The organism is Pseudomonas kitaguniensis, assembly GCF_049199985.1.
Classification (GTDB): Bacteria; Pseudomonadota; Gammaproteobacteria; order Pseudomonadales; family Pseudomonadaceae; genus Aquipseudomonas; species Aquipseudomonas kitaguniensis.
On sequence record NZ_JBLZPT010000027.1, the window covers coordinates 25089 to 49189 of the forward strand.

Below are 24101 nucleotides of genomic sequence, written 5' to 3' on the forward strand. Positions count from 1 at the left end.
CGATGCGCATTTCTACACAGCAGTATTTCGAAACCAGTACCGCCAAGTATCAAGAGAACTATTCCAGCGTGGTGCAGGCCCAGGATCAGGCTTCGTCCGGCATACGCGTGCAAACCGCTTCGGATGATCCGGTCGCGGCGGCACGTTTGCTGATGCTGCAACAGCAGAAAGACATGCTGGGCCAGTTCAACGGCAACATCACCAGCTTGAAAAACTCCCTGACCAACGAAGAAAGCGTGCTGAGCTCGATCAACGATGCACTGCAGCGCGCCAGTGAGTTGGCGCTGCGCGCCGGTGGCTCGATCAGCGATGCGGACCGCACCTCGATTGCCAGCGAAGTGGGGGCCATTGAGAACCAGGTGTTTGGTTTGCTCAACAGCAAAGACTCCGCCGGCAATTATCTGTTCGCCGGGTCGAATACCCAAACCCCGCCCTACAGCCGCAACAACGACGGCACCTACAGTTATCAGGGCGATGAAACCCCGCTGAGCCTGCAGGTTTCCGACACGCTGAGGGTGAGTGCCGGTGATACCGGCAAGAGCATTCTTGAAGGCGCGGTGAATTCGAGCCGCACCCAGGCAGTAGTGATACCGCCGACGGTGAATGACGGCAAGGTGTCGATGTCTGCCGGGTTAGTGACGTCCGGCCCTGATTACACCAACAAATTTGCCGATGGCCAGCCTTACAAGCTGACCTTCACCAGCAGCACGCAATACACGGTGCTGGACAAGAACAACGTCGATGTCACCTCCGAGGTGTCGGGTAACGGTACGTTCGATTCGACCAAAGAAGGCAGCTCCAGTGTGAGCCTGCGCGGGGTCAAGTTTGATATTACGCTGAACCTTGGGGAAACCGCGCCGGGTGCCGACTCTGATGCGCTGGTCAAGGACCGTGCATTCAGCCTGCAAAGCAAGCCCGACACCTTCAGCATTTCGCGTACGCCGAGCAACACCTCGACGGCGCAACTGACCGGCGCCAGCGTGACGAACCAGGCCGATTACGCCAGTACCTTCCCGAACAACAGCGGGGCGCTGATCAAATTTACCAGCGCAACGGCGTATCAGGTGTTCAGCCAGCCTTACAGCGCCAACAGCAAGGCGATTGCCAGTGGCGACACCGGTGGCGGTACAACCGTCACGGCGGCCGGGGTGACCTTTAATGTCAACGGCACGCCGCAGACCGGCGACCAGTTTGCCGTCGGTGCGAGCACGCAGAAAACCCAAAATGCATTGGATACCCTGAGTCAGCTGCGCCACGCCCTGGAGCAGCCGTCTGACGGTAATCCGACGGCGACCATCAAGCTCAAGGATGTCTTGGATGCGTCGGTCGGTAACTTGGCGAACTCGCGCTCCCAAGTCGACAACGTGCGTGGCTCCGTCGGTGCGCGGCAAAATGCGCTGGATATACAGTCCAGTGAGAACACCAGCATCGGTTTGGCCAACACCACCACCATGAGTGACCTGGGCAACGTCGATACGGCGCAGGCGGCGATCAACCTCACGTTGCAGCAAACCATGCTGCAAGCCTCGCAACTGGCGTTCGTGAAAATCTCTCAGTTGAGCCTGTTCAACAAGATGTAATTGATCGGCGCCGAGCCAGCGGCTCACCTCGAACTGGGGTGGGCCGTTTTCGTTTTTGGCGTATGTGTAAGCATCGGTTTCGCACAAAGCGTACAAAATTGAGTGACCTGTGAGTCATACCGCGCATCTTCACTGTATCGTGTGAAAAGGATAGGTCGTCGCCAAGGTCTTTGTGGCGGCCTGCCGTCAGGCTAGAAAGGCGGTTTTCGACGGGTTTTTGCGGGGTTATCCCCTTTATTGTCAGCACCCCCCGATATGCATCGCGGGGTGTTCTCCAGCTATTTAGTATTGGGAAGCCACAATGATTGGCATAAAAAGCATCGCCAGTTACGTGCCGGCAGACGGGATCGATAACTACGCCCAGGGTGCCAAATTCGCCAAGGATGAAGATTTCATCATTGGCAAGATCGGTTCGGCGTTCCTGCCGCGCAAGGATGCCACGCAGGAAACCTCCGATCTCTGCGTGGAGGCGGTGAATGCCTTGTTCGCCAATAACCCGCAGCTTAAGCGCGAGTCAATCGACGCGTTGATCGTGGTCACCCAAAATGGCGACGAAGAAGGGTTGCCGCATACCGCAGCCATCGTCCAGGACAAGCTCGGCCTGCCGACTCACGTAGCGGCGTTCGATATTTCCCTGGGCTGCTCGGGCTACGTCTACGGTATTTACGCGATGAAGGGCTTCATGGAAGCCACCGGCCTGAAAAACGGCCTGCTGATCACCGCCGACCCGTATTCGAAGATCGTCGACCCGGAAGATCGCAATACCACCATGCTTTTTGGCGATGCCGCCACGGCCACCTGGATGGGCGAAGACGCGCCGTGGTTGCTCGGCAAGTCGAAGTTCGGCACTGACGGTTCCGGCGCGCCGCACCTGAAGGTCAGTGACGGTGTGTTTTTCATGAACGGCCGCCAAGTGTTCAACTTCGCCTTGCTCAAGGTGCCGGCGCATTTGCACGAGCTGCTCAACGAATCGCAGCTTAAGGCGGACGACATCGACGCATTCTGCATTCACCAAGGCAGTGCCGCGATTGTCGACGCGGTGGCCCGCCGGTTCGAAGACGCGCCCGTAGACAAGTTCATCAAGGACATGGTCGAAACCGGTAATACCGTGTCATCGAGCATTCCGCTGCTGCTGGAAAAGCACATGCTCGACTCTACGTGGAAGCGCGTAGCGATCAGTGGTTTCGGGGTGGGTTTGTCCTGGGGCTCGGCGATCCTGCATCGCCCGTGACGCCTTAAAGACGCGCTACAAAAAAACGCCCATGGCCTAAAGGCCATGGGCGTTTTTTATTTGGCGCCAGAAAAACCAAGCGCTGCGCGGTTTTGAGGTGGTGCAAGGCCTTGAATTACAAGGGATGGCCTGTTGCTAGTAAAAAAAATCAAAAAAACCCTCAAGCAACCTGCTTTCACGACGATAACTATTACGTAGGTTCTCAGGCCACACCCGGCGGTTGCCAGGGCCGGAAGCCGCAGTACACAACCCACGAGGATTTCGTCATGGCTTTAACAGTAAACACCAACATTGCTTCCATCACTACCCAGGTTGGCCTGAACAAAGCTGCCAGCTCCCTGCAAACCTCCATGCAGCGCCTGTCCACTGGCGTGCAGATCAACAGTGCCAAAGACGGCGCGTCGGCTCTGCAACAAGGCGACCGTATCACCAGCCAAGTCAACGGCCTGGGCCAAGCGATCAAGAACGCCAACAATGGTACCTCCATTGCGCAAACCGCTGAAGGCGCAATGCAGGCTTCGACCGACATTCTGCAAAAAATGCGTACCCTGGCCCTGTCTTCGGCCACCGGTTCCCTGAGCGACGCCGACCGTACTTCGAACAATGACGAATACCAGGCGCTGACTTCGGAACTGACCCGTATCTCCCAGACCACCACCTTCGGCGGCCAAAAGCTGCTCGACGGTTCGTACGGTACCAAGTCCATTCAGGTCGGCGCCAACGCCAACGAAACCATCAACCTGAGCCTGGACAACGTTGCAGCCAACAACATTGGTTCGCAGCAGATCAAAAGCGTCGGCGTTGCACCTAGCACCACCGGTGTTGCAGGCGGCGTGATCGGCGTGACCGGCAACGGCCAGTCTGCCAGCATCACTGTAGCAGCAGGTGCTTCGGCCAAAACCATCGCCAGCCAATTGACCGGCGCTGTAGGCGGCCTGTCGGCTACCGCCAGCACTGAAGCTCAGTTCACCGTCGGCGCTGCCGCGGCAACTACCCCGGCTTCGTTCACCATGACCATTGGTGGCCAGGCCACCACGTTCACCGGCGTAACCAACACTGCCAACCTGGCTGACCAGTTGAAGTCCAACGCTGCCAAGCTCGGCATCAGCGTTAACTTCGACGAATCCAAAGGCACTCTGTCGGTTAAGTCCGATACAGGTGAGAACATTGGTTTCAGCGCTTCGACCGATGCTGGCTCGATCACTGTTGCAACCAAAGATGGCAAGGGCGTTTACGGTGCTGCTGTTGCTGTGGCCGACGGCCTGATCGCTACTGGTGCAGTCGACCTGGACTCTTCCAAAGGCTACTCGTTGAACGGCGCCGGCGTAACTGGCCTGTTCGCTGGCACTGGTGTGACTACCATTGCCTCGACCAAGACCACTGTTGCTTCGACCGACGTGACCAGTGCTTTCAACGCACAGGCCGCTATCGCGGTAATCGACGGCGCTATCAGCGGCATCGACAGCAGCCGTTCGGGCCTGGGTGCTGTGCAGAACCGTCTGGCAACTACTGTAGACAACCTGACCAACATTCAGAAGAACTCCACCGCTGCACGTTCGACCATCATGGACACTGACTTCGCTGCTGAAACAGCGGAGCTGACCAAGCAACAAACCCTGCAGTCGGCTTCTACTGCGATCCTGTCGCAAGCCAACCAACTGCCATCCGCTGTACTGAAGCTGCTTCAGTAATAACGGCGCTGAGTAACGGACGGAAGGGCGCGTTTACGTGCCCTTTTCGTCTTTTCGGTTGTTGAGGAGATTGGACATGGACATGAGTGTAAAGCTGAACCAGTCTTATCCGCCGGTTGCACCTCAAAGCGCAGCTGCCCCGGTGGTTGCTGATAAAGACAAAAGCAAAGTCGAGGCGACCACGCCTTCCCAGGGAGAGCCTGCACGGGCGGATCTGGAAAAAGCGGTCACCGACATGCGAGAATTCGTACAAGCGAACCAGCGTCAGCTGGATTTTTCGATTGATGACTCCACCCATCAGGTGGTCGTCAAAGTGATTGCCACTGACAGCGGTGAAGTTATTCGCCAGATTCCCTCAGAGACGGCCCTGAAGTTGGCACAGAACCTGGCGAGCGCCAGTCATATGTTGTTTGACGAACAGGCCTGAGCTGGCATGAAACGTGTTGCTGGTTTGTCTTGAACGGGTGTTCGTCAAGATAACGGCAGCGCCTGATAAGGAGAAAGATGATGGCGGGTACAACGGTTAGCGGTGTCGGTTCGGGTATCGATACCCAGTCGATTGTGACATCCCTGGTGAATGCTGATAAAGCGCCCAAGCAGCTGCAAATCAACAGCCAGTCGCAAAAAGCGACCACCACGCTGTCGTCGATCGGCAAAATTCAGGCGGCATTGGACGCGTTTCGCGGTGCCCTTACCACGATGGGTACCGACAATAGCTTCAGTGGCTTGACCGGCACCTCGTCCAATGAGGCCGTGGCGACCATGACGGCCGGTGCCGGTGCGTCCAACGGCTCGTTCTCGCTGGTGGTCAACCAGTTGGCCACGCCCTCCAAACTGTCGACTGTCAGTTTTGCGGCTGGCCAGACCACGGTTGTGAATAAAACGACGACAGCAACCACGCTGACAATGAGCCAGTCGGGCAAGAATTACGACCTGAGCGTACCGCCTAACGCGACGCTTCAGCAGGTGCGTGACTCGATCAACTCGCAGTTCTCCACTGCCGGGCTCAGTGCCAACATCCTGACCGACTCCAGCGGTTCACGGCTGATCCTTACCTCGACAAACGGTGGTGTGGGTTCGGACATCACAATGTCGGGCAACTCCGGGATTGATACAGGCTATACGGTGGTCAGCCCGCCGCAGAACGCCAAGTACACGATTGACGGGATTGCTGCTGAGTCGAAGACCAACAACATCGCCGATGCGGTGAGTGGCATCAGCATCAAGTTGTTGACGGTATCGCCGACAGTTACCACCAATGATCAAACTGAAAACCCGAAGCGTACGGCCGTGACTATTTCAGTCAGCACCAGTACCACCGCCTTGAAGTCTGGGGTCAAGGGCTTTGTCGATACCTACAACGCCCTGCTCAAAGCGATGAACACCGAAACCGCTGTGACCAAGGATGCCTCGGGTAACTCCGTAGCCGCGACGCTGACCGGTGATCCGACCCTGCGCACGTTGCAGTCGGCCCTGCGCAATGAGTTTAATGCGTTGTCCGGTAGCGGTACCCTGAAGTCGCTGGCGCAGTTTGGTATCAGCACTGACCAGAGCACAGGCTTGCTGACCATTGACGATAAGAAGTGGGGCGCTGCGGCGCTGACCAATGCCGCGGACATCACCAGTATTTTCACTGGCAAGACCGGTTTGTTGGCGCGCATGACGGCGGCAACGGACGACTATGCCAAGCCGAGTACCGGCATTTTTGCCACCCGTTCGGCGTCGCTGTCTGAAAGCCTCACAGACCTGAGCAAGCAGCAGTCTGCGCTGGACGAACGCAGCGCGGCATTGCAGACCAGTTTGACCAGCAAGTACGCTTCCATGGACTCCCTGGTGGCAAGCTTGCGTCAACAGAGCAGTAACATTCTTGGCACCCTCAATGCCTTGAACAATGACAAAAACAGCTGATTGAGCGCGTGTAAAAAAGCCCGGGCCATTGGCCTGGGCTTTTTTTTGAGGTTCAAACCATTAAAGTTTTGTGCGATACCGTCGACATAAAGGTTACTAGAATCTTTTACGTTGTCGCCGGTCACGAGGTAGAAATATGAACGCCATGAGAGCCCTTCGCCAGTACCAAAAGGTCAATTCCCACGCCCAGATCTCTGAGGCCAGCCCGCATCGGCTGGTGCAGATGCTGATGGAAGGTGGGCTGGACCGTATGGCTCAGGCCAAAGGTGCACTGGCGCGTGGTGACATCGCTCAGAAAGGCCTGATGCTGGGCAAGGCCACCGACATCGTGATCGGCCTGCGCGACGGTCTCAACGCCGAAAAAAGCGACGATAAGGCGTATGTGCACCAGTTGGAAAACCTCTACGTGTACATGACCAACCGCTTAATGGAAGCTAACCTGCACAACGATGCCGACATGATCGACGAAGTCGCGCGTTTGATGATTACCGTAAAACAAGGTTGGGATGCTATCGCTTCCCCCCAAGGCGCCGCACAATAATAAAGGCCGCAGGCCTTGAGGAACCCGTCATGAGCCACGCACTGCAACGCATTGATGAAACCCGTGAAGCGCTGATCGGCGCGCTCGCGCAACGCAACTGGGACGCTATCGGCGAACTGGACCTGGGTTGCCGCAACGTGATCGAAGACGTGCTCAGCGAAGCGCCGGTAGACGAGGGTGCGCTGCGCGAGAAGCTGGAAAGTTTGCTGGCGGTGTATCAGCAACTGCTGGAAGTGACGACGGGCGAGCGCCAGGCGATTTTCGAAGAGATGTCGCAGATCAACCAAGCGAAAAGTGCGTCAAAGGTTTACCATCTGTTCGGTTGAACGGGCACGGTTAAACCGATCGGCGCGTCATATATTTGACTGTGCCAGAGTTTTTGACTTAACTAGTGTTGTTTTCAGATTTCAGGCGTCTATAGATTAAGAAGTCCTACAGCCGTCTCGATTGCCCTGACACCGGGCAGGAAGTTTTACTAGGGAAGTTGCTATTGCATGTGGCGTGAAACCAAAATTCTGCTGATCGATGACGATAGCGTCCGCCGCCGTGATTTAGCGGTGATTTTGAATTTTCTTGGCGAAGAAAATTTGCCCTGCGGCAGCCAGGACTGGCAGCAGGCTGTCAGCTCGTTGTCATCGAGCCGTGAAGTCATTTGTGTACTGATCGGGACTGTAAACGCTCCTGGCGCCGTTTTGGGCTTGTTAAAGACACTGTCAACCTGGGATGAGTTCCTTCCCGTGTTGCTAATGGGCGATATTTCTTCTGTCGACCTGCCGGAAGACCAGCGCCGTCGCGTGCTTTCCACCCTGGAAATGCCGCCCAGCTACAGCAAATTGCTCGACTCCCTGCACCGCGCCCAGGTCTATCGCGAGATGTACGATCAGGCCCGTGAGCGTGGCCGTCACCGCGAACCCAATTTGTTCCGCAGCCTCGTCGGCACCAGCCGTGCGATCCAGCACGTGCGCCAGATGATGCAGCAAGTGGCCGATACCGACGCCAGCGTGCTGATCCTCGGCGAATCCGGCACCGGCAAGGAAGTGGTCGCGCGCAACCTGCATTATCACTCCAAGCGTCGCGACGGGCCGTTTGTGCCGGTCAACTGCGGGGCGATCCCGGCAGAGCTGCTCGAAAGCGAACTGTTCGGCCACGAGAAGGGCGCCTTCACCGGCGCGATCACCAGCCGTGCCGGGCGTTTTGAGCTGGCCAACGGCGGCACGCTGTTCCTCGACGAAATCGGCGACATGCCGCTGCCGATGCAGGTCAAATTGCTGCGCGTCTTGCAGGAACGCACGTTTGAGCGCGTGGGCAGCAACAAGACCCAGAGCGTTGACGTGCGCATCATCGCTGCCACGCACAAGAACCTCGAAAGCATGATCGAGGTGGGCAGCTTTCGCGAAGACTTGTACTACCGCCTCAACGTATTCCCGATCGAGATGGCCCCGCTGCGTGAGCGCGTCGAAGACATCCCGTTGCTGATGAACGAACTGATTTCGCGCATGGAACACGAAAAGCGCGGCTCGATTCGTTTCAATTCGGCGGCAATCATGTCCCTGTGCCGCCACGGCTGGCCGGGCAACGTGCGTGAACTGGCCAACCTTGTAGAGCGCATGGCGATCATGCACCCGTACGGGGTGATCGGCGTGGTCGAGTTGCCGAAGAAATTCCGCTACGTCGACGACGAAGACGAGCAATTGGTCGACAGCCTGCGCAGTGACCTGGAAGAGCGTGTGGCGATTAACGGCAATACGCCGGACTTTGGTTCAACCGCCATGCTGCCCCCCGAAGGCCTGGACTTGAAAGACTACCTCGGTAGCCTGGAACAAGGCCTGATTCAGCAGGCGCTGGACGATGCCAACGGTATCGTGGCGCGTGCCGCAGAGCGCTTGCGCATCCGTCGAACCACGCTGGTTGAGAAGATGCGCAAGTACGGTATGAGCCGTCGCGAAGGTGATGAACAGGCGGATGATTGACGCCTGTTTTTCAACCGACTGAAATATAAGCCGTTTTTTTTAGGCACGGGTATTGCTACAGCCCTCGTAACGTTCCGTTTAACTGACGGTCAGCCAAGCGAGAAGCATGATGCCCCACGCCGCCCATCTATCTTCGGCCCCTGATATTTTGGGGCCTGTTCCGACTGTAGAGCAGCTCAGCCCGCATGGCCTTGAGCAGGCGTTCTCGCAGTTCAATCACATCTCCAGCCAACTGACTGACTCCTACAGCTTGCTTGAAGCCCGGGTTTCCGAGCTTAAAGGCGAGCTGGCGGTGGTCAGTGCCCAGCGCATGCAAGAGCTGGCCGAGAAAGAGCGCCTGGCCAACCGTCTGCAAAACCTGCTCGACCTGTTGCCCGGTGGCGTCATTGTTATTGATGAAATGGGCCGGGTTCGCGAAGCCAACCCGGCCGCGCGCGACTTGCTCGGCGAACCGCTTGAAGGCGAGCTGTGGCGCCACGTGATCACGCGTTGCTTTGCGCCGCGAGAGGACGACGGGCACGAGATCTCCCTTAAGGACGGCCGCCGTCTGTCGATCGCCACCCGTTCCCTTGACGCCGAGCCCGGCCAACTGGTGCTGCTCAACGACCTGACGGAAACCCGCCACCTGCAAGACCAATTGGCGCGGCATGAGCGCTTATCGTCGTTAGGCCGGATGGTCGCTTCTTTGGCGCATCAGATTCGTACGCCGTTGTCGGCGGCATTGATCTACGCCAGTCATTTGACTGACGAGCAGTTGCCGGCGGCGACGCACCAGCGCTTTGCCGGTCGGCTCAAGGAACGCCTGCATGAGTTGGAGCACCAGGTGCGCGACATGCTGGTGTTTGCCCGCGGCGAATTGCCGCTGACCGACCGCATCACCCCGGCTGAGCTGATGCAGGCGCTGCAAGCGGCGGCGGCCACGCATATCCAGGATGTGAGCGTGCGCTGGCAGTGCGACAGCCACCTCGGCGAGCTGTTGTGCAACCGCGACACGCTGGTCGGCGCGTTGCTCAACCTGATTGAAAACGCCACCCAGGCCAGCGGGCCGGGCGCGCGGCTCAAGGTGCATGTCTACCGCCGCGAGCAGACCCTGCGCCTGTGCATCAGCGACAGCGGCAGCGGCATCGAGCCTGCGGTGCTGCGGCGCTTGGGCGAACCGTTTTTCACCACCAAAACCAACGGTACTGGCCTCGGCCTGACCGTGGTCAAGGCGGTGGCGCGTGCGCATCAGGGAGAATTGCAACTGCATTCCCGGTTGGGGCGTGGCACCTGTGCATTGATGACCTTGCCGCTGTTTTCTGGCGCGGCGAGCGCGGAGTAAAAGATACATGGCTATCAAGGTTTTGTTGGTGGAAGACGATCGCGCCCTGCGTGAAGCATTGGCTGACACGCTGCTGTTGGCGGGCCATGACTACCGCGCGGTCGGTTCTGCCGAGGAGGCCCTGGAAGCGGTTGAGCAAGAGCCTTTCAGCCTGGTCGTCAGCGACGTGAACATGCCCGGCATGGACGGCCACCAGTTACTCGGCCTGCTGCGTGCGCGTCAGCCGCAACTGCCGGTGTTGCTGATGACCGCGCATGGCGCCGTGGAGCGGGCGGTGGACGCCATGCGCCAGGGGGCAGCGGATTACCTGGTTAAACCGTTCGAACCCAAAGCCTTGATTGAACTGGTTGCCCGGCACGCCCTCGGCGTGGTTTCGGCGGCCGATGGCGAAGGCCCGATTGCCTTCGAAAAGGCCAGCGCACAATTGCTCGAACTGGCGGCCCGCGTGGCGCGCAGCGATTCCACTGTGCTGATTTCCGGCGAGTCGGGCACCGGTAAAGAAGTGCTGGCGCGGTATATCCATCAGCAATCGAACCGCGCCAAACAACCGTTTATCGCGATCAACTGCGCGGCGATCCCCGACAACATGCTGGAAGCCACCTTGTTCGGCCATGAAAAGGGCTCGTTCACCGGCGCCATCGCGGCCCAGGCGGGCAAGTTCGAACAGGCGGACGGCGGGACTATCCTGCTCGACGAAATCTCTGAAATGCCGCTGGGCCTGCAAGCCAAGTTGCTGCGGGTGTTGCAGGAGCGCGAAGTCGAGCGCGTGGGTGCGCGCAAGCCGATCCAGCTGGACATTCGCGTGGTCGCCACCACCAACCGCGACTTGGCGGGCGAAGTGGCGGCGGGGCGCTTTCGAGAGGACTTGTTCTACCGGCTCTCGGTGTTTCCGCTGGCGTGGCGGCCGTTGCGCGAGCGCCCGGCAGACATTATTCCGCTGGCCGAGCGCCTGCTGAACAACCACGTCAAAAAAATGAAGCACGCCCAGGCGCGGCTGTCGGCCGAGGCTCAGGCGTGCCTGATCAGCTACCCGTGGCCTGGCAATGTGCGCGAGCTGGATAACGCCATCCAGCGTGCGCTCATACTGCAACAGGGTGGGCTGATTCAGCCTCAAGACTTCTGCCTGGCCATGGGCAATGGCGCTGCGCCGTTGCCGAGCCTGGCGCCGGCGCCGGTGGTGGCCACTGAAGCCGAGTCCGGCGGTGCCTTGGGCGACGATCTGCGCCGCCGCGAATTCCAGATGATCATCGACACCCTGCGTGCCGAGCGCGGCCGCCGCAAAGAAGCCGCCGAGCGCCTGGGCATCAGCCCGCGCACCCTGCGCTACAAGCTGGCGCAGATGCGCGACGCTGGAATGGACGTGGAAGCGTACCTTTTCGCAACCTGACCAGTAACAACGCCGATAAGGTTTGTCGCCTTTTCTTACGAGTTGCTACAGAGCTGGCACCCTTGTTGCTACCTCCCTTAGTAATCGCTGCGTAGTGTCAAAAAATTGCAGGTCGTCGGAGAGAAAAGGTCATGAGCCAAGGTATTGAGTTCAATCGGTTAATGTTGGATATGCGCTCCATGCAAATGGATGCCATGGCTCAACCGAAATCCGTCGCCCCAGCGCCAGCGTTGGGCCAAAGCAGTTTTGCCGACATGCTCGGTCAGGCCGTCAATAAGGTCAGTGATACCCAGCAAGCCTCGAATCAGCTGTCGACCGCCTTTGAAATTGGTAAAAGCGGCGTGGACCTCACCGACGTGATGGTCGCGTCGCAAAAGGCCAGCGTTTCTTTTCAAGCCCTGACCCAAGTGCGTAACAAGCTGGTTCAGGCGTATCAAGACATCATGCAGATGCCGGTTTAAGGACGAGATTTAAGTCATGGCAGAAGCAGTCGTGGATAACCCTCCCGCCAAAGCAGACGGCAAGCCGCCGCTGTTTGGGCTGTCGTTCCTGGAAAACCTTTCCGAAATGACCATGTTGCGTCAGGTCGGCCTTATGGTCGGCCTGGCTGCCAGCGTGGCGATTGGTTTTGCCGTGGTGCTGTGGTCGCAGCAACCTGATTACCGCCCACTGTATGGCAGCCTGGCGGGCATGGATTCCAAGCAGATCATGGAAACCCTCGCCGCCGCCGACATCGCCTACACCGTGGAGCCTAACTCCGGTGCGTTGCTGGTCAAGGCCGATGACGTGGCGCGTGCGCGGATGAAACTCGCCGCCGCTGGCGTGACACCGTCCGACAGCAATATCGGTTTTGAAATTCTCGACAAGGACCAGGGGCTCGGTACCAGCCAGTTCATGGAAGCCACGCGCTATCGTCGTGGCCTGGAAGGCGAACTGGCGCGCACTATTTCGAGCCTGAACAACGTCAAGGGCGCCCGCGTGCACTTGGCGATTCCGAAAAGCTCGGTGTTCGTGCGTGATGAACGCAAGCCAAGTGCCTCGGTGTTGGTCGAATTGTTCTCCGGCCGCTCGTTGGAGCCTGGTCAGGTGTTGGCTATCATCAACCTGGTGGCGACCAGCGTCCCCGAGTTGAGCAAGTCGCAAATCACCGTGGTCGACCAGAAGGGCAACCTGCTCTCGGACATGGCCGAAAATTCGGCACTGACCCAAGCCGGCAAGCAGTTCGACTACAGCCGCCGCATGGAAAGCATGCTCACCCAACGCGTGCACAACATTCTGCAGCCGGTATTGGGCAACGACCGCTACAAAGCTGAAGTGTCTGCCGACGTGGATTTCAGCGCCGTCGAGTCAACGTCCGAGCAGTTCAACCCGGACCAGCCAGCCCTGCGCAGCGAACAGTCGACCAGCGAACAACGCACTGCCAGCAGTGGCCCGCAAGGCGTACCGGGTGCGTTGAGCAACCAGCCGCCAGCGCCGGCCACCGCCCCGCAAACCACCGGTGGCGCCGCCGCGACCGCAGGTGCTATTGCCGCTGGCCAGCCATTGCTCGACGCCAACGGCCAGCAGATTATGGACCCGGCCACCGGCCAGCCGATGCTTGCGCCGTACCCGGCAGACAAGCGTAACCAGTCGACCAAGAACTTCGAACTCGACCGTTCCATCAGCCACACCAAGCAACAACAGGGCCGTATCAATCGCCTGTCGGTGTCGGTGGTGGTCGATGACCAGGTCAAGGTCAACGCTGCTGACGGGGCTGTCACCCGTGCGCCGTGGACCGCCGATGAATTGGCGCGCTTCACGCGTCTGGTGCAGGACGCGGTCGGTTTTGACGCCAGCCGTGGCGACAGCGTCAGTGTGATCAACATGCCGTTCTCCGCCGAGCGTGGTGAAGTGATCGCCGAAGCGGCGTTCTACACGCAGCCGTGGTTCTGGGACATCGTCAAGCAAGTTTTGGGTGTATTGTTTATTTTGGTGCTGGTGTTCGGCGTGCTGCGCCCGGTGCTGAACAACATCACCGGCAACGGCAAAAAGCAGCTTGCACTGGCAGGCAGCGACGTGGAGTTGGGTGGCATGGGCGGCCTGGATGGCGAATTGGCCAACGACCGTGTCAGCCTCGGTGGCCCGCAAAGCATTTTGTTGCCTAGCCCGAGCGAAGGTTACGACGCTCAGTTGAACGCAATCAAAAGTCTGGTGGCAGAAGACCCGGGCCGTGTGGCTCAGGTCGTGAAAGAGTGGATTAACGCAGATGAGTGATAGTCGAGCCGCTGTTGCCAAACTCACCAAGGTCGATAAAGCCGCAGTATTGCTGCTGTCCCTGGGTGAAACCGACGCCGCACAAGTGCTGCGCCACATGGGCCCCAAAGAGGTTCAGCGAGTGGGCGTGGCCATGGCGCAAATGCGCAATGTGCACCGCGAGCAAGTCGAACAGGTGATGAGCGAGTTCGTCGAGATCGTCGGCGACCAGACCAGCCTGGGTGTCGGCTCCGACAGCTATATCCGCAAAATGCTGACGTCTGCGTTGGGCGAAGACAAAGCCAATGGCCTGATCGACCGTATCCTGCTGGGTGGCAACACCAGCGGCCTCGACAGCCTTAAATGGATGGAGCCGCGCGCCGTGGCGGACGTGATCCGCTACGAGCACCCGCAGATCCAGGCCATCGTGGTGGCCTACCTCGACCCTGACCAGGCGGGCGAAGTGCTTGGCCATTTCGACCATAAAGTGCGCCTCGACATCATTCTGCGCGTGTCGTCGCTGAACACTGTGCAGCCAGCGGCGCTGAAAGAACTCAATACGATTCTCGAGAAGCAGTTCTCGGGCAATTCGAATGCCTCGCGTACTACCTTGGGTGGTATCAAGCGCGCGGCCGACATCATGAACTTCCTCGACAGCTCGGTCGAAGGCCAACTGATGGACTCGATCCGCGAGATCGACGACACGCTGTCCGGCCAGATCGAAGACCTCATGTTCGTGTTCAACAACCTCTCCGATGTCGACGACCGTGGCATTCAGGCGTTGCTGCGCGAGGTCTCCTCCGATGTGCTGGTACTCGCACTCAAGGGCTCCGACGAAGGCGTCAAAGAGAAGATCTTCAAGAACATGTCCAAGCGTGCTTCCGAACTGTTGCGCGACGACCTGGAGGCCAAAGGCCCGGTGCGCGTCAGCGATGTGGAAACCGCCCAGAAGGAAATCCTCACGATTGCCCGCCGTATGGCCGAAGCCGGAGAAATCGTTCTCGGCGGGAAGGGCGGCGAAGAAATGATTTAAGGCGCTGCACATGTCGAGCAAAGATGAGGCACCCAGCGACCTGATTCGTGCGCGGGATGTCGGCGGGTTCGACGTTTGGTCGTTGCCCAGTTTTGATCCGCACCAACCCGAACCCGAACCCGAGCCTGAACCGGTTGAAGTGCCGCCTGCGGAAATGGAAGAAGTGCCGCTGGACGAAGTCCAGCCACTGACCCTGGAAGAGTTGGAAAGCATCCGCCAGGAGGCCTACAACGAAGGCTTTACGGCGGGTGAAAAAGACGGTTTTCGCAGCACCACGCTCAAGGTCCGCCAGGAAGCCGAGGTTGCGTTGAGCGTCAAGCTGGCCAGCCTGGAGCGCCTGATGGGCAGTTTGTTCGAGCCGATTGCCGAGCAGGATTCGACCATCGAAAAAGCCATGGTCGGCCTGGTCGAGCATATTACGCGCCAGGTCATCCAGCGCGAACTGGTGCTTGATTCCAGCCAAATCGAAAGCGTGATGCGCGAAGCCCTCAAGCTATTGCCGCTGGGCGTCGGCAATGTGCGGTTGTACATCAACCCGCAGGACTTCGAACAGGTCAAAGCCCTGCGTGAGCGCCATGAAGAAACCTGGCGGATTGTCGAAGACGCGTCGCTGCAGCCCGGCGGTTGCCGCGTCGAGACCGAACACAGCCGCATCGATGCGACCGTTGAAACGCGCATCACCCAGATCATGGCCAAGCTGCTCGACCAACAGCACGAGCAGGCCCTTAACCCGACCGAACCCGACCTGAGCGTTGACCTGGACGCCACCGATGCGCCTTGACCGCACCAGCTTCGCCAAGCGCCTGAGCAGCTACGCCGAGGCCACCGTGTTGCCCGGCCAGCCGATCCTCGAAGGGCGCCTGTTGCGCATGGTTGGCCTGACCCTCGAAGCCGAAGGGCTGCGCGCCGCGATGGGCAGCCGTTGCATGGTAATCAACGACGACAGCTACCACCCGATGCAGGTCGAAGCTGAAGTGATGGGCTTTTCCGGCAGCAAGATTTTCCTGATGCCGGTCGGCAGCCTGGCGGGCATTGCCCCCGGCGCGCGCGTGGTGCCGTTGGCCGACACTGGCCGCCTGCCCATGGGCATGAGCATGCTGGGCCGCGTGTTGGACGGTGCCGGGCGCGCGTTGGACGGCAAGGGCAGCATGAAAGCCGAAGATTGGGTGCCGATGGACGGCCCGACCATCAACCCGCTTAAACGTAACCCCATCAGCCAGCCGCTGGACGTGGGTATTCGCAGCATCAACGGATTATTGACGGTCGGCCGCGGCCAGCGTCTGGGCCTGTTCGCCGGTACCGGCGTGGGTAAATCGGTATTGCTTGGCATGATGACGCGCTTTACCGAAGCCGACATCATCGTGGTCGGGCTGATTGGTGAACGGGGCCGCGAGGTCAAGGAGTTCATTGAGCACAGCCTCGGCGAAGAAGGCCTCAAACGCTCGGTAGTGGTGGCCTCGCCAGCCGACGATGCGCCGCTGATGCGGTTGCGCGCCGCCATGTACTGCACGCGTATCGCCGAATATTTTCGCGACAAGGGCAAGAATGTTCTGTTGCTGATGGATTCGCTCACACGTTTCGCCCAGGCCCAGCGGGAAATCGCCCTGGCTATCGGCGAGCCACCCGCCACCAAAGGCTATCCGCCGTCGGTGTTTGCCAAGCTGCCCAAGCTGGTCGAGCGCGCCGGTAACGCCGAGGCGGGCGGTGGTTCGATCACCGCGTTTTATACGGTGCTGTCCGAAGGCGACGACCAGCAAGACCCGATTGCCGACTCGGCGCGCGGTGTACTCGACGGGCACATCGTGCTGTCGCGGCGCCTGGCGGAGGAGGGGCACTACCCGGCCATCGACATCGAAGCGTCGATCAGCCGGGTGATGCCCGCGGTGGTCACGCCGGAACACATGGCCCGGGCGCAGCAATTCAAGCAGTTGTGGTCGCGTTATCAGCAGAGCCGCGACCTGATCAGTGTTGGCGCCTACGTGGCGGGTGGCGACCGTGAGACTGACCTGGCGATTGCCTTGCAGCCGCAATTGGTGACCTATCTGCGCCAAGGGCTCAACGACAAAATCAGCATGGGCGAAAGCGAAGCGCACTTGGGCTCGATCTTCGCCCCGGCGCCAGGCGGTTAAGGTATGGCCAGTACGCGTGCGTCGCGCTTGGCTCCGGTGGTGGACATGGCCGAAAAGGCCGAGAAAGCTGCGGTTCAGCGGCTGGGTTACTTTCAGGGCCAGGTACGGTTGGCGGAAAGCAAGCTCGGCGACCTGGAGCGCTTTCGCGGTGAGTACCAGCAGCAGTGGATCGACCGTGGCAGCAAGGGCGTGTCGGGCCAATGGCTGATGGGTTACCAGGGCTTTCTCAACCAGCTGGAAACCGCCGTCGGCCAACAGCGCCAGAGCCTGGCCTGGCACCAGAACAACCTTGATAAAGCGCGTGAGGGCTGGCAGCAGGCGTTCGCCCGGGTCGAGGGTTTGCGCAAACTGGTGCAGCGCTATATCGACGAAGCGCGGGCGATTGAAGACAAACGCGAGCAAAAGTTGCTGGATGAGCTATCGCAACGACTGCCTCGCCAAGAACAGTTTTAGCCAGCACCGCGGATCTTCTTTTGCTTTTTTTAGGAGCAAACCAGCTCCTATCAAACTACAAATGACTTATTGTTTTTATTGGATTTTATTCAGGTTCTTGGCTTTTGGTGTTGAGTGCATATCCGTTATTGAGTTTATGGCTTGTATCGGTTCCGCTCTTACAGCGGGTCACTTTTGAAAGGACCCGAAGCCGGCCCAATCCCCCAAGCAGAATGTGGTCAAACTGTGGGAGGGGGCTTGCTCCCGATGGCGGTGGGTCAGTCAATTCATGTATCAACTGTAAAACTGCTATCGGGAGCAAGCCCCCTCCCACAGAAAGCAAAAAAAGCAGATCTGCTGTGTATGCAAAGCCCGCCCTTGATCTGCTTCAACCACTCAGGTCGGCTTTCAGGCCGCCGTGCTCTTGCTTTTGATCTGAGAAGCGCCCCGTTAAACCACGATGGCCACAGCGCTACATCAAAGACGCAGTTAAGCCTCCCACATTTGATGCTGAATGTTGCTCACTTACGCATCACCTGCTAAACCTTGTTGCACGTTGCCAATGACAAGGAAGCAGTCGTATGTCAGTTGAGTCAGAAGTATCCCCGGATGGGAAGAAGTTGACGATAGTGGTCAAGGGGAGGTTCGATTTTGGCAGCCACCATACGTTTCGTGATGCCTACGAGCGTTTCTACAAGGCGCCCGAGCTGTATGTGGTCGACTTGAAAGAAACCACCTACATGGACAGCTCGGCATTGGGCATGCTCCTGCTGTTACGTGATTACGCCGGCGGCGACAAAGCCGAAGTCATGGTGGTCAACAGCAACCCCGACGTGCGCAAGATCCTCGGCATCTCCAATTTCGATAAATTGTTCGACATCAGTTGAGCACCCTGGCCCCCGTTTTTGAACCACTGACGATCCTGATCGCCGAAGACAGCGCCGCTGATTTGCTGTTGCTGTCGACGATCATCCGGCGTCAGGGCCATCAGGTGCTCACCGCCACCCACGGCGCGCAAGCTGTAGAGCTGTTTGCCCGCGAGCGTCCGCAATTGGTGTTGATGGACGCGCTGATGCCGGTGATGGACGGCTTTGAAGCTGCGCGTCGAATCAAACACCTGGCGGGTGAGACGCTGGTGCCGATCATCTTTCTGACCTCGCTGCGCGAGAGCGCGGCCCTGGCGCAGTGCCTGGATGCCGGTGGCGATGATTTTTTGCCCAAACCGTATAACCCGCTGATTTTGGCGGCGAAGATCAACGCCATGGACCGCCTGCGCCGTCTGCAAGCGACGGTATTGCAGCAGCGTGACCTGATCGCCAAACACCACGATTATCTGTTGCATGAGCAGCGGGTGGCCAAGGCCGTGTTCGACAAGGTCGCGCATTCGGGTTGCATCAACGCGGCGCCGAATATTCGTTACCTGCAATCGCCTTACGCGCTGTTCAACGGCGACCTGCTTTTGGCGGCGTACACACCGTCGGGTGACATGCACGTACTGCTCGGCGATTTCACCGGGCATGGCCTGCCGGCGGCGGTGGGTGCCATGCCGCTGGCCGAAGTGTTCTACGGCATGACGGCCAAGGGCTACGGCCTGGCGCAGATTCTTCGGGAGATGAACGCCAAGCTCAAGCGCATCCTGCCGGTGGACATGTTCTGCTGCGCCACGCTGTTGTGCCTGAGTACCCAGCGCAGGGCGCTGGAAGTGTGGAACGGCGGCATGCCCGAAGGCTATGTGCACGACGTCGCGACGGGCAAACGCACGCCGTTGATGTCGCGGCATCTGCCGCTGGGCGTGCTGTCGGCGGACGCGTTTAATGACAGCACTGAAGTCTGGCCGATGGCCCTCGGCGACCGGGTATTTTTGCTCTCTGATGGTGTGCTGGACACCGCCGACGCGAATGACCAGTTGTTTGGCGCCGAGCGTTTGCAGCAGGTATTTGCCGCCAACCGCGATCCCGGGCACCTGTTCGAAGACATCGAACTGGCCCTGGCCGCGTTTCGCGGTGAAGCGCGTGATGACGTCAGCATGGTCGAGATCACTTTGCAGCCCGACCCGCCGTTGCGTGCGGCCGAGCCTGTGTATGCCGACAGTGGCCAGTCGTGCCCGCTGGACTGGTCGGTGAGTTTTGAATTTCGCGCGCACACGCTTCAAACGTACAACCCGTTGCCGTATTTGCTGCAACTGTTGCTCGAAATCCACGGCCTGCGTGAGCAGAGCGGGGCGCTTTACAGTGTGATGGCCGAGCTGTATTCCAACGCGCTGGAGCACGGCGTGCTGGGCTTGGATTCGCAGCTCAAGCGTGATGCCCATGGGTTTGCCGACTATTACCGCCAGCGCAATGAGCGGCTCGCGCACTTGAGCAGCGGTTATATTCGTGTGCACGTGCACGTGGTGCCGACCGACATGGGCGGCAAAATGACGCTGAGCATCGAAGACAGCGGCGCCGGCTTTGACGTGGAACACGTGCTGGCACGGCCGCTGGATGTCGACCGTTTGTCTGGTCGAGGCTTGAGCCTGGTGCGTCAATTGAGCAGCGATGTACGCTGGTCGCACGGTGGGCGTTGTGTGTGCGTGGAGTTTTGCTGGGGGGCTCTGGCATAATCCGCTGATTCTTGATCAAGGAGCGAGCAAGTGGCTGAGATTCATCTGGACCCTGATGTGTTGTCAGGTTTGCAGGAAGTGATGGAGAGCGAGTATCCGAAGTTGCTCGATACCTTCCTTGACGACTCCGCAAAACGTGTCGAGGCGTTGCGCCGGGCGCGCGATGATGCCAAGGCGTTGGGGCGGATTGCGCACAGCTTTAAAGGCAGTAGCGGCAACCTCGGTGCGGTGCGCCTGGCGGAGCTTTGCCGACGGCTGGAAGACGGCTCTGCGGAACCTGCCCGCGTCGACCTGGGTGAACTGGTGGACGAAATCGACCAGGAATTTGCGCTCGTCCGGCCGCTGTACGAGCACGAGCGGCAGCGCTTTCAGCTTTGACGCTAAGCAGCTCCGCGCGCACAACGCCAGTCACCTGGCCCAACTCTTGCTATAGCTCCAGTGACTGCATCCCCGATCCCCATGCAGTGGAGACCTTTACCTATGCCAGTCGCCCCGAATTCGCTTCTTCAGGCTGCCCCCGCGGCCAAGCCTCAAGCGCCCGCAGCCACCCCCGCGGTAGCGACGGCAGACCCGCGCGACAAGGCCTCAGGCTTCGCCCAAGTGTTTGCCAACCAAGGCTCGAAGCCCACGGTAAAGGCCGACGACAGCGCCGCCAAACCGACGCGCGATAAACCCTCCGACGCGAGCGCCAAGCCGGCGGCGGGCAGCAACACACCTGCCGCCAGCACGCCAGCGGTTGCCGATAGCGGCAATCCCTTGCCTGCCAAGCCGCCGGCCGACCCCGACGACAGCGCCAGCAGTGACGAGGACGCACCTGCCGATCCGTCCCTGGCGCAACAACCTGCGGTTGACCCGGTGGTGGACCCGGCTTTAATCGCCACGGTCACACCGGTGGCCGTGCCTGTTGCCGCGCCACCGCCAGCACCGGCCGCGGCCACTGCTGACGACAAGGCCCAACCGGCCGCCACTGCGTCGGTTGCGGCGACCGATCAAGCCAAGGTGCCGACGTTCGACCCGGCAGCCGACCCGCTGGATGCGATGCCTGCCGTGCGCCTGGCGATGGAGCAGGGCGGCCACGTCTCGGCCAGCAGCCAAACTGCGCAGAAAACCGCGCCGCCGACGACGCTGGATCAGCCGACCGCCGCGCAGAATTTTGCCACCGGCCTGGCGAATATGCTGGTCGACCAGCAAGCCAAAGACAGCACTGACCAGGGCGGCGATAAAGCCTTCAGTGGTTTGATCGAAGGTGGCCTCAAGGACCTCAAAGACGCCAGCAGCGACACGCGCATCGATGATTTCGCCAACCGCCTGGCCGCGCTGACACAGGCCGCCACGCCGAAAACCGCGAATGCCCTGCCGCCCGTGGCCAACGCGCCATTGGCCATGCACCAGAGCGGCTGGTCTGAAGAAGTGGTCAACCGCGTGATGTACTTGTCCAGTGCCAACCTCAAGTCGGCAGAGATCCAGTTGCAGCCGGCAGAGCTGGGCCGCCTGGACATCAAGGTCAACATGACGGCAGACCAGCAAGCGCAGGTCACCTTCATGAGCGGCCACGCGGTGGTACGTGAAGCGCTGGAAAGCCAGTCGGGCCGCCTGCGCGAGATGTTTGCCCAGCAGGGCATGGGGCAGGTCGACGTTAACGTGTCCGACCAGTCGCGTGGTTGGCAGGGCCAGGAGCAACAACAGCAGAACCAGGCCCGCGGCGTCACTGGCAGTGGCGGGCGGGGTGACGGCGGCGATGCAGGCGATGTGGCTGAAGTGGCGGCAGCCGTTGCGCCGGTGACGTCTACGCTGATCGGCTCCAGTGCCGTCGACTACTACGCCTGATTCCAGCTTTGCAAGGCTTTGAATGTGAGAGGGGGTTTGCTGCCGATAGCAGTGGGTCAGTCGACTTATTAATTGACTGATGCACCGCCATCGGCAGCAAGCCCCCTCGCACATTTGGTGTGTGCTGCCCGCTCTGCCCGACAACTCTGGCATAACACTTGCTCTTGCCTTTCCGTAGATCTATGAATCCCAGAATAGTGACGGATTATTGGCATGGCGAAGAGCGACGACGCAGCAACACCCCCCGCAGGCAAGGGCAAGCTCAAGCTTATCCTGTTGATTGTGCTGGGCCTGCTCCTGGCCATCGGCGCGTCGGTGGGCGGTACCTGGTACATCATGCACAACAATGCCAGCAAACCAGCGCCTGTTGCCGAAACCACCGGTAACGTCAAGCAACCGGCAATCTTCGAGCCGATGCTTCCGGCCTTTGTCGCCAACTTCAATCAAAATGGTCGTACACGCTATTTGCAGGTGAGCATCACCTTGCTGGCGCGTAACCAGGCGGACCTGGATGCCCTCAAGGTGCACATGCCGGTGATCCGCAATAACCTCGTGATGCTGTTCTCCGGGCAGAGCTTCGACAGCCTTGCCTCCCCTGTAGGCCAGGAAATGCTGCGCCAGAAGGTCACTGCCAGCGTGCAGGAAGTGGCTCAGAAAGAGCTTGGCAAAGTCGTGGTCGAGCAGGCGCTCTTCACTAACTTCGTATTGCAGTAGGATCACGACATGGCCGTGCAAGACCTGCTGTCCCAGGATGAAATCGACGCGCTGTTGCATGGCGTCGACGATGGTCTGGTACAGACCGAACTGGCTGCCGAGCCCGGCAGCGTCAAAAGTTACGACCTCACCAGCCAGGATCGCATCGTCCGTGGACGCATGCCGACCCTGGAAATGATCAACGAGCGTTTCGCCCGCTACACCCGTATCAGCATGTTCAACATGTTGCGCCGTTCGGCGGACGTGGCGGTGGGCGGCGTGCAGGTGATGAAGTTCGGCGAATATGTGCACTCGCTGTACGTGCCCACCAGCCTCAACCTGGTCAAGATCAAGCCGCTGCGTGGTACCGCGTTGTTCATTCTGGACGCCAAACTGGTGTTCAAACTGGTGGACAACTTCTTTGGTGGTGACGGTCGTCACGCCAAGATCGAAGGCCGCGAATTCACCCCGACCGAATTGCGCGTGGTGCGCATGGTGCTGGAACAAGCCTTCGTCGACTTGAAGGAAGCCTGGCAGGCGGTCATGGAAGTCAATTTCGAGTACATCAACTCGGAAGTTAACCCGGCCATGGCCAACATCGTCGGCCCCAGCGAAGCGATTGTGGTTTCGACCTTTCACATCGAACTCGATGGCGGCGGCGGCGACCTGCACGTGACCATGCCGTACTCGATGATCGAGCCTGTGCGCGAGATGCTCGACGCCGGTTTCCAGTCCGACCTGGACGACCAGGACGAACGTTGGGTCAAGGCCCTGCGCGAAGATTTGCTCGACGTCGCCGTACCGCTGAGCGCCACCGTGGCGCGTCGCCAGCTGCGTTTGCGCGACATTTTGCACATGCAGCCGGGGGATATTATTCCCGTCGAGTTACCGCAAGAAATGATCATGCGCGCCAGCGGCGTGCCGTCGTTCAAGGTCAAGCTCGGTTCCCACAAGGGCAACCTGGCGCTGCAAGTGGTGGAGCCGATTAACCGTCGCTGAGCCGCCCCTGTTGCTGCACCCCTATTTATGAATGTTTGCTTCGCCGAGGACATGTAATGGCTACCGAACACGAGAACACTTCCGCCGAAGACCAGGCCCTGGCTGACGAATGGGCTGCGGCCCTGGAAGAAACCGGCGATGTTGGCCAAGACGATATTGACGCGCTGCTGGCTGCCGACGCCGCCAGTGCGCCTGCCGGCAACCGCCTGCAAATGGAAGAATTCGGCAGTGTGCCGAAGAACAACGACCCGGTGACCCTCGACGGCCCGAACCTGGATGTGATCCTCGACATCCCGGTGTCCATCTCGATGGAAGTGGGCAGCACCGAAATCAACATCCGCAACCTGTTGCAGCTCAACCAGGGTTCGGTGATCGAGCTTGATCGGCTGGCCGGTGAGCCGCTGGACGTGCTGGTTAATGGCACGCTGATCGCGCATGGCGAGGTGGTGGTGGTCAACGAAAAGTTCGGCATCCGCCTGACGGACGTGATCAGCCCGAGCGAACGCATCAAGAAGTTGCGCTGAC

23 protein-coding genes are annotated in these 24101 nt (G+C 59.6%); all 23 read left to right on the forward strand.

The features are described from left to right. Positions 1–2: 2 nt before the first annotated feature. The 23 genes from ACOZK9_RS23730 to fliN all read left to right on the forward strand — a co-directional run bounded on the left by ACOZK9_RS23730 (position 3) and on the right by fliN (position 24100). Positions 3–1580: a flagellar hook-associated protein 3 gene (locus ACOZK9_RS23730; RefSeq protein WP_058413205.1), complete on the forward strand. Its 1578-nt coding sequence runs from the start codon at positions 3–5 to the stop codon at positions 1578–1580. Positions 1581–1881: 301 nt separating this feature from the next. Continuing rightward, positions 1882–2811, forward strand: coding sequence for a ketoacyl-ACP synthase III (locus tag ACOZK9_RS23735; protein ID WP_058413204.1), 930 nt, complete (start codon positions 1882–1884; stop codon positions 2809–2811). Positions 2812–3077: 266 nt separating this feature from the next. Further along, positions 3078–4502, forward strand: a complete 1425-nt coding sequence (locus ACOZK9_RS23740) for a flagellin N-terminal helical domain-containing protein (RefSeq protein WP_058413203.1) — start codon at positions 3078–3080, stop codon at positions 4500–4502. Between the two features lie 76 nt (positions 4503–4578). Next, on the forward strand, positions 4579–4929 hold the full coding sequence (locus ACOZK9_RS23745; RefSeq protein WP_058413202.1) for a flagellar protein FlaG: 351 nt from the start codon (positions 4579–4581) through the stop codon (positions 4927–4929). Between the two features lie 80 nt (positions 4930–5009). Next, positions 5010–6410 (forward strand): flagellar filament capping protein FliD, encoded by a 1401-nt coding sequence (gene fliD / locus ACOZK9_RS23750; protein WP_152749455.1) that lies wholly within the window; start codon positions 5010–5012, stop codon positions 6408–6410. A gap of 136 nt (positions 6411–6546) precedes the next feature. Further along, positions 6547–6951, forward strand: a complete 405-nt coding sequence (gene fliS / locus ACOZK9_RS23755) for a flagellar export chaperone FliS (protein WP_058413200.1) — start codon at positions 6547–6549, stop codon at positions 6949–6951. A 29-nt stretch (positions 6952–6980) separates the two neighbouring features. Continuing rightward, the gene (gene fliT / locus ACOZK9_RS23760; RefSeq protein ID WP_058413199.1) at positions 6981–7277 is read left to right on the forward strand and encodes a flagellar protein FliT; all 297 of its coding nucleotides are present in this window, start codon (positions 6981–6983) and stop codon (positions 7275–7277) included. Between the two features lie 168 nt (positions 7278–7445). After that, the gene (locus ACOZK9_RS23765) at positions 7446–8921 is read left to right on the forward strand and encodes a sigma-54 dependent transcriptional regulator (protein ID WP_058413198.1); all 1476 of its coding nucleotides are present in this window, start codon (positions 7446–7448) and stop codon (positions 8919–8921) included. Positions 8922–9030: 109 nt separating this feature from the next. Further along, on the forward strand, positions 9031–10242 hold the full coding sequence (locus tag ACOZK9_RS23770; RefSeq protein ID WP_421556697.1) for a sensor histidine kinase: 1212 nt from the start codon (positions 9031–9033) through the stop codon (positions 10240–10242). Positions 10243–10249: 7 nt separating this feature from the next. Beyond that, the gene (locus tag ACOZK9_RS23775) at positions 10250–11629 is read left to right on the forward strand and encodes a sigma-54-dependent transcriptional regulator (RefSeq protein ID WP_122250252.1); all 1380 of its coding nucleotides are present in this window, start codon (positions 10250–10252) and stop codon (positions 11627–11629) included. 131 nt (positions 11630–11760) lie between these two features. Next, positions 11761–12090 carry a flagellar hook-basal body complex protein FliE gene (fliE, locus tag ACOZK9_RS23780; RefSeq protein ID WP_058413196.1) on the forward strand — a complete coding sequence of 110 codons (330 nt, stop codon included), beginning with the start codon at positions 11761–11763 and terminating at the stop codon, positions 12088–12090. A 16-nt stretch (positions 12091–12106) separates the two neighbouring features. Beyond that, complete coding sequence (gene fliF / locus ACOZK9_RS23785) at positions 12107–13882, forward strand: flagellar basal-body MS-ring/collar protein FliF (RefSeq protein ID WP_058413195.1); 1776 nt, start codon at positions 12107–12109, stop codon at positions 13880–13882. Beyond that, positions 13875–14894: a flagellar motor switch protein FliG gene (gene fliG / locus ACOZK9_RS23790; protein ID WP_048720872.1), complete on the forward strand. Its 1020-nt coding sequence runs from the start codon at positions 13875–13877 to the stop codon at positions 14892–14894. The genes fliF and fliG overlap by 8 nt, the downstream gene beginning before the upstream one ends. 10 nt (positions 14895–14904) lie before the next feature. Further along, positions 14905–15675, forward strand: a complete 771-nt coding sequence (gene fliH / locus ACOZK9_RS23795) for a flagellar assembly protein FliH (RefSeq protein WP_152746823.1) — start codon at positions 14905–14907, stop codon at positions 15673–15675. Beyond that, entirely contained in the window at positions 15665–17023 is a 1359-nt protein-coding gene (fliI, locus tag ACOZK9_RS23800) for a flagellar protein export ATPase FliI (RefSeq protein ID WP_058413193.1), read from the forward strand. The genes fliH and fliI overlap by 11 nt, the downstream gene beginning before the upstream one ends. Before the next feature lie 3 nt (positions 17024–17026). Next, positions 17027–17476 (forward strand): flagellar export protein FliJ, encoded by a 450-nt coding sequence (gene fliJ / locus ACOZK9_RS23805; protein WP_058413192.1) that lies wholly within the window; start codon positions 17027–17029, stop codon positions 17474–17476. A 560-nt stretch (positions 17477–18036) separates the two neighbouring features. Continuing rightward, on the forward strand, positions 18037–18342 hold the full coding sequence (locus tag ACOZK9_RS23810; protein ID WP_058413191.1) for an STAS domain-containing protein: 306 nt from the start codon (positions 18037–18039) through the stop codon (positions 18340–18342). Then, positions 18339–20057 carry an ATP-binding SpoIIE family protein phosphatase gene (locus ACOZK9_RS23815; RefSeq protein WP_421556691.1) on the forward strand — a complete coding sequence of 573 codons (1719 nt, stop codon included), beginning with the start codon at positions 18339–18341 and terminating at the stop codon, positions 20055–20057. The genes ACOZK9_RS23810 and ACOZK9_RS23815 overlap by 4 nt, the downstream gene beginning before the upstream one ends. Positions 20058–20087: 30 nt before the next feature. Further along, positions 20088–20435 carry an Hpt domain-containing protein gene (locus ACOZK9_RS23820; protein WP_058413189.1) on the forward strand — a complete coding sequence of 116 codons (348 nt, stop codon included), beginning with the start codon at positions 20088–20090 and terminating at the stop codon, positions 20433–20435. A 102-nt stretch (positions 20436–20537) separates the two neighbouring features. Beyond that, complete coding sequence (locus ACOZK9_RS23825; protein WP_421556692.1) at positions 20538–21884, forward strand: flagellar hook-length control protein FliK; 1347 nt, start codon at positions 20538–20540, stop codon at positions 21882–21884. 213 nt (positions 21885–22097) lie between these two features. Beyond that, positions 22098–22598 (forward strand): flagellar basal body-associated protein FliL, encoded by a 501-nt coding sequence (gene fliL / locus ACOZK9_RS23830; protein WP_152748062.1) that lies wholly within the window; start codon positions 22098–22100, stop codon positions 22596–22598. Between the two features lie 9 nt (positions 22599–22607). Next, a complete protein-coding gene (fliM, locus tag ACOZK9_RS23835) occupies positions 22608–23576 on the forward strand; it encodes a flagellar motor switch protein FliM (RefSeq protein ID WP_058413186.1) in 969 nt (322 codons plus the stop codon). Between the two features lie 56 nt (positions 23577–23632). Beyond that, positions 23633–24100: a flagellar motor switch protein FliN gene (fliN, locus tag ACOZK9_RS23840; RefSeq protein ID WP_058413185.1), complete on the forward strand. Its 468-nt coding sequence runs from the start codon at positions 23633–23635 to the stop codon at positions 24098–24100. Position 24101 lies beyond the last annotated feature (1 nt).